We start from the raw sequence: 6,417 nt of genomic DNA, 5'->3' as shown, positions 1-6,417 counted from the left end.
TCATGCTCAGCAACGTAGCTTCATTGCCGCCGTGCATACTGCCTGACGACGTAAAAACGCCGGCGGGTTTATCAATCAGTTCGCCTTTTAACCAGATACTGGTGGTGCTGTCCCAGAATGCTTTGGCGTCAGCGACCATGTTGCCAAACCGCACCGGGCTGCCAAATGCCAGGCCATCACACTGGCGCAGCTCAGCCTGACTGACTATGGCATGGCGGCTGGCGTGCTGTGGGTCAAGTGGCGGAATGCAGCGCACCAGGGCTTCGGCGCCTGCTTGCTGTACACCTATAGCAATTTTATCGGCCAGGGCTGCAACAGCACCATGGCGCGAGTAATACAGCACCAGAATCGTCGCGGTCATGACAGAATGTTCAGCACGTTGGTTGCCGGTCTGCCAATGGCAGCTTTGTTGCCGTTCACGACAATTGGCCTTTCTATCAGTTTGGGATGCGCTACCATGGCATCTATCAATTGTTGTTCGGTCAGGCTGTTGTCATCCAACCCCAGTGCTTTGTACTCATCTTCTTTTGTGCGCAGCAGTTGCCGGGCGCTAATATTGAGCCACTGCAGTAACTGCTTAAGCTCCAATGCCGTGGGGGGCGTTTTTAGGTACTCAATAACGTCAACCTGCTGAGCCCGGGCCTGCAATAACTCAAGTGTTTCACGGCTCTTTGAGCAGCGTGGATTATGGTAGATTTTTAACATCAGTTGTCCTGTTTATAGAGGATGCAATATGGTGTTACATACGGCGCAAACGGTCAAATTCGGTTTGCAGCTGTCTTTTCTTGGCTTCCAGGCGACGGTTTTCCAATTTTTCTTCCGGTTTTAAATGGTTCAGTGCCTCATTTAAATCGTCTATCGCACGGGGATAATCGGCGCGCTGATAGGCCAGATCAGCCCGCGCTTCATAAAAGCGGGCAAAGTCTCCCACCGCTTTATAAGCTTGAGTTAGCAGATCATACGCCAGAATATTATCGCTTTTATAAAACAGCAGGCTTTTCAGCAGGTGAATTGCCAACCGCGGGGCGCCGGATGTCAGTGCCGCGTTAGCATAGTTTAACGTGACAACCTGATTATTAGGCCGCAACAGGTACTGCTGTTCCAGCATATCCAGACAGACTTGGTATTCCTTTTGTGCCAGTAAAATATCGGTGTATACGTCGATATAATATAAATTGTGCTCATCTTTTTCCAACATCTGTTCGATAAGCTTACGTGCCTGGCCCAGCTCGCCTTTGTCCAGCAATGCTATTGCCAGCCCGTACTGATTGGCTTTGGTGTTACCACCTGGCTCGGTCAGCTTTTTGCGAAATACCGTCTCAGCATCATTTTTACTGTAATGGTAGCGTGCCAGTACCCGGGCTTTTGTTAAGGTAAAATCCTGGCTGTCAGGAATAAAACGTTGCTGGAACTGTTCTGCACGCAAACGGGTGTCACTGACCCGGCTTTGCGATAACGGGTGCGTTTGCAAAAACGCCAGTTGCTGGTTTATAAAGCGGCTCTGCTCCGACAGCTTACGGAAAAAGTCCGGTACAGCATAAGGATCAAAGCCGGCATCGACCATAATCTGCATGCCAATTCGGTCGGCTTCCTGCTCATTACCGCGGGTAAAGTTGATGGCACTTTGCTGCGATGCACCTTGCGTTGCCATCATTGCCGCCATGCCCGCCTCCGGGTTTACGGTTGCCAGCACTATAGCGCCCAAGATACCTGCCAGTGTAAGGGGGGCTTTTTGACTCTGAGCCTCAACGAAACGGGCAATGTGGCGCTGTGTGACGTGGGCTATTTCGTGCGCCATAACAGAGGCAAATTCACTTTCGGTATCGGCTATTGCCAGCGTGCCGGTGTGAGATGTGACATTGCCGCCCAGTGTCGCGAAAGCATTAATGTTTTTGTTATCAATCCAATAGAATTTAAACGGAAACTTGACATCATTAGCGCGGGCGACCAGACGGTTACCCAGTGAATTTATATATTCATCCAGTAAGGGGTCGTACACCATCGGCAAGCTGCCCCGCGTCTGGCGCATCATTACATCGCCGAGCTGCTTTTCTTTGTCAGGTGTGATGGTATTAAAAGCATTGCCGCCAAGATCTGGCAAATCTGCCTGCACAGAAGGAGAAATGGCTTGCGATAATGCCGCCAGCAGGCAAATGAGCACGGGCTTGTTTACTGCAGAGAATGTCATGTGAAAAACACCTGCCCCTGTTTGTATTAAAGAGTGACTAACGTAATGCAGACTTTGTCCGGATTTCTTGCGATTAGTTCCGGCTTGTCAGGGCGCTAACTTAACATATATTTTTGGCCAACAGACGGTTTAGCGCCAAATTCTCCGTTATCTTCGGTATACTGATGCGGACTCAGGCACTTTTGCCGTGTTGCCCGATGCTGGAGTTCTAATATGCTGGATTGGTTGAAAAAATGGTACGCCAATAAATTTTCAGATCCACAAGTGGTCACGTTGTTTTTATTGCTGCTGATCGGCTTTATGGCGATTTACTGGTTAAGTGGCATTTTGGCACCTGTGCTGGTGGCTATCGCATTTGCTTACCTGCTCGAATGGCCCGTGGTCAGGCTGACCCGATTAGGCTTATCCCGTTCGGTCAGTACGATAGCCGTAGTAGCTGGCTTTCTCGGTTTGGCGACACTGACCCTGATGTGGATTATACCGATCGTCTGGTATCAGGGCCGTAATCTGTTGCGGGACTTGCCGCAAATGATAGAGCAGGGGCGCACTTATCTGCTGGAGCTACCGCAGTCTTTCCCGGGTATGGTCAGTGTAGAGCAAATTAATATTCTTATTCATTCCGTCGATGAGCGGTTGATGGTGTTTGGCCGGGATATGTTGCAGCTGTCGCTGGCATCTATTGTCGATTTGGTTGCGCTGCTGATATACCTGGTACTGGTACCGATGATGGTGTTCTTTATGCTCAAAGATAAGGCGCAGTTAACGGCCAGCTTCGTACAACTGCTGCCCTCGGAGCGCAAGCTTATCGGTCAGGTCTGGCATGAAATGAATGCGCAGATCATGAATTACATACGTGGCAAAATTCTGGAGATTTTTATTGTTGGTGCTGTCAGCTATGCGGTGTTTGCCATTTTTGGCCTGAATTATCCGCTGTTGCTGGGAGTATTGGTTGGTTTGTCGGTGCTGATACCCTATATCGGCGCGGCTGTTGTGACATTGCCGGTAGCACTGGTGGCGTTTTTTCAATGGGGGCCGACAGCAGAGTTTGGTTATTTGATGCTGGCGTACGGTATTATTCAGGCGTTGGATGGTAATTTACTGGTGCCGATCCTGTTTTCTGAAGCCGTTGATCTGAACCCGGTGTTTATCATCATTGCAGTATTGTTTTTCGGCGGTCTGTTTGGCTTCTGGGGCATATTCTTTGCTATTCCACTGGCATCTCTGGTTAAAGCAACCGTTAATGCCTGGTCGGCAAGGGCACACCCACACCATAATACCGGCGCATAAAAAAACAGTGTGCCTGAGCACACTGTTTTTCTTGATACATCTGGGGGAAGCCGGCTTATTCTGTTGCGGGCATGATACGCAGTAACTCTCCGTCAGAGCTGTCTGTCAGTAAATACAAAGCGCCGTCCGGGCCTTGCTCAACATCACGGATACGCTGACCGATCATGATGCGCTCTTCGTGGGTTACCTTATTGCCATCAAGCTCTAATCTGACCAACTGACCAAATTTTAACGAGCCGACAAACAGGTTTTGCTGCCAGTAGGGGAACATGTCGGCATTGTAAAAAACCATGCCACTCGGTGCTATTGATGGTAGCCAGTAGTGTAGTGGTTGCTCCAGGCCCTGTTGCGATGTTTTGCCAATAACCCCGCCGCCGTATTCTTCACCATACGTAATTAACGGCCAGCCGTAATTTTTACCCGGCTGGGCAATATTAATTTCGTCACCGCCCTGTGGGCCATGTTCGTGCGTCCAAAGCTGTCCGGTTTGCGGATGCAAAGCTGCACCTTGCATATTACGGTGCCCGTATGACCAGACTTCCGGCCGTGCTCCTGTCTGGCTGACATAAGGGTTGTCGTCAGGTACTGTGCCGTCGGCGTTAATCCGGATGACTTTGCCTAAATGGTTATCCAGTTTCTGTGCCTGATCGCGCTGGCTACCCCGGTCGCCGGTTGTAATAAAGAGCTTTCCGGCGTTATCTAACACCAGACGACTGCCGAAGTGGTGACGGCTATCGTACTTAGGCGCCTGACTGAAGATCACTTCAACATTGCTCAAACTGGCATCGTTTAACGTGGCTTTCGCTACTGCAGTGCTATTGCCGCCACTGCCAGGCTCACTGAAACTAAAATATATCTGTTTACTGCTGCTAAAATCCTTCGCCAGGATCACATCAAGTAAACCTCCCTGACCGCGGGCATCAATTTCAGGTAAACCTGTGACAGGGGTTTTGTTTTTGCCATCAGCACTGAGCTTGACTAAACCACCGTTGCGTTCGGTAATCAGCAGACTACCATCTGGTAAAAATGTCATGCCCCAGGGGTGGTTAAAGCCACCGGCCACTTTATCAATTGCCAAGGCTGCTTTTTCTGACTCAAGCGGCGCCGCATGCGCTGATATGGCAACCGCTGCTATACACGCCAGTATAGTTTTTTGCATATTCACTCCTTAACAGTGGCTGTTAGCAGCCGTCGGGTATATGTTTTGTGTCGCAACAATAATCATTGCGTAGGGCTTAATTCAAGTAATCCAACACGACCTGATGATGATCTTTGGTTTTGAATTTGTCGAATACCTGTTCTACCTTGCCATCTTTAGCCACCAGAAAGCTGATGCGGTGTAAGCCATCGTAGACTTTACCCATGAATTTCTTTTCGCCCCAGACACCATAAGCGTCGGCTACTTTATGATCTTCATCGGCCAGCAGAGTAAAATTTAAGTTGTCGCGCTCGGCAAACTTTTTCAGCCTGGCAGGGCTGTCAGTACTGATACCGACTACCGTCACGCCTTTGTCCTGCAATTGCTGCTGAGTATCCCTTAAACCGCATGCCTGCACCGTACAACCTGGTGTCATTGCTTTGGGATAAAAATATACCAGCACGCGGTTAGTTTTTAACAACTGACTGAGATTAACCTGCTGCTCATCTTGATTTGTCAGGGTGAAATCCGGCGCGACAGCACCTTTTGTTAAATAAGACATTACTGTTCCTTTTCAGGTCTGGGCATGAAAACTGCCCGTCAGATTCATTTCAGTGACCAGGGCCATGACATCTGCCTCAATAGCTCGTGCCGGCTCACCTTCTGGCAGCTCCAACGTCATAATGGTATGCATCATAGTCTGACCATCCGGCGTTGTTTTGCTTTCTGACTGCAAAGAGCCAATGTACACCTGCCGGCTTGCCAGCAATCCGGTAATGCTGCCTAAAGTGCCAACTTTGTCTGGCCCGTGGTATTCCAGTACATAATGCGCTGCTACTGCTTTACGCTGGTGCGCACTGGTACGTTTGGTCATCGTTGTCAGATCAAGTTCCAACCCAAGGCCAGGGAGTAAATGCTCAATCCGGCTGATGGCTGCCGGATCGCCCGACAGCAGCATGATAAACGTAAATTCGCCACCAAAAATAGCCATTCGGCTGTCAATGATATTGCAATTACAATCGGTAACTAAACGCGCCAGTTTGCTAACAATACCGGTACGGTCAGTACCGATGGCCGTTACTACAAGTTGTTGTGGCATAGTATAAAAACCCAGATGACAAACCAAATAATGCAAGGTAAGAAGTGCTGGCGCCAAGTGTAACATACCGCCAGATTATGTCATCCGTTTGTCCCGGTGCAGGATAAACGCTGATCGATTCTTGTGTTTAAGTCAGTGTCTCTTTAACATAGGCGCCCTTATCGTTAAATGGGGCCGTATTGCATATGTTCAGAGGAAGTTGGGTTGCGCTAATCACACCTATGGTTGATCAGGGGAAAGTTGACTACGACAGCCTCAAACGTTTGGTTGATTTTCATCTGGAGAATGGCACTGAAGGCCTGGTGATCATGGGTACTACCGGTGAAGCAGCAACGTTAAGTTTTGCAGAACAAATGCAGGTGATTTCAGCGGTATGTGAGCAGGTAAAAGGCCGTATTGCAGTGATTGCTGGCAATGGTGCCAATGCTACCGCAGAGGCAGTTGAGCGCACAAAGGCACTGTCAGCATTGCCTATCGATGGCTTTCTGACGGTGACACCTTTCTACAACAAACCGATGCAAAAAGGTATGGTGCTGCATTTTAATGCGGTGGCCGCTGCGACGGATAAACCTGTGTTGTTGTATAACGTGCCAGGCCGCACCGGCGTCGATTTATTGCCTGAGACGGTGGCTGAACTGGCTAAAACGTCAAACATTGTCGGTATTAAAGAAGCGACCGGTTCAATGAAGCGTTTAACGGAATTAC

At 49.3% G+C, this 6,417-nt stretch carries 8 protein-coding genes; 2 read left to right on the top strand and 6 right to left on the bottom strand.

What is annotated here, in order from left to right:
• The 3 genes from VIN66_RS00810 to VIN66_RS00800 all read right to left on the bottom strand — a co-directional run.
• Positions 1–361 (bottom strand): NAD(P)H-dependent oxidoreductase (locus VIN66_RS00810; RefSeq protein WP_331922225.1); only part of this gene is annotated, 361 nt, incomplete at its 3' end.
• Entirely contained in the window at positions 358–705 is a 348-nt protein-coding gene (gene arsC, locus VIN66_RS00805; protein ID WP_331922224.1) for an arsenate reductase (glutaredoxin), read from the bottom strand. The genes VIN66_RS00810 and arsC, both read right to left, overlap by 4 nt.
• A gap of 34 nt (positions 706–739) precedes the next feature.
• Positions 740–2,188, bottom strand: a complete 1,449-nt coding sequence (locus VIN66_RS00800; protein WP_331922223.1) for a M48 family metalloprotease — start codon at positions 2,186–2,188, stop codon at positions 740–742.
• A gap of 213 nt (positions 2,189–2,401) precedes the next feature.
• Here VIN66_RS00800 and VIN66_RS00795 point away from each other — a divergent pair, with 213 nt between their 5' ends.
• Complete coding sequence (locus VIN66_RS00795) at positions 2,402–3,475, top strand: AI-2E family transporter (RefSeq protein WP_331922222.1); 1,074 nt, start codon at positions 2,402–2,404, stop codon at positions 3,473–3,475.
• 55 nt (positions 3,476–3,530) lie between these two features.
• Here the strand turns inward: VIN66_RS00795 and VIN66_RS00790 are convergent, their stop codons facing one another.
• From VIN66_RS00790 to VIN66_RS00780, 3 genes are all read right to left on the bottom strand, one after another.
• A complete protein-coding gene (locus VIN66_RS00790) occupies positions 3,531–4,634 on the bottom strand; it encodes a PQQ-dependent sugar dehydrogenase (RefSeq protein WP_331922221.1) in 1,104 nt (367 codons plus the stop codon).
• 76 nt (positions 4,635–4,710) lie between these two features.
• Positions 4,711–5,175 carry a thioredoxin-dependent thiol peroxidase gene (bcp, locus tag VIN66_RS00785; protein WP_331922220.1) on the bottom strand — a complete coding sequence of 155 codons (465 nt, stop codon included), beginning with the start codon at positions 5,173–5,175 and terminating at the stop codon, positions 4,711–4,713.
• 12 nt (positions 5,176–5,187) lie between these two features.
• Positions 5,188–5,712: a glycine cleavage system protein R gene (locus VIN66_RS00780; RefSeq protein ID WP_331922219.1), complete on the bottom strand. Its 525-nt coding sequence runs from the start codon at positions 5,710–5,712 to the stop codon at positions 5,188–5,190.
• A 185-nt stretch (positions 5,713–5,897) separates the two neighbouring features.
• Between VIN66_RS00780 and dapA the strand changes: the two genes are divergently transcribed.
• The coding region (dapA, locus tag VIN66_RS00775) for a 4-hydroxy-tetrahydrodipicolinate synthase (protein ID WP_331922218.1) at positions 5,898–6,417 on the top strand (520 nt) is incomplete at its 3' end.

This window comes from Rheinheimera sp. (assembly GCF_036568245.1).
GTDB lineage: Bacteria > Pseudomonadota > Gammaproteobacteria > Enterobacterales > Alteromonadaceae > Alishewanella.
The sequence above is the reverse complement of the archived record's forward strand: the minus strand, read 5'-3'. Positions and strand labels throughout refer to the sequence as shown.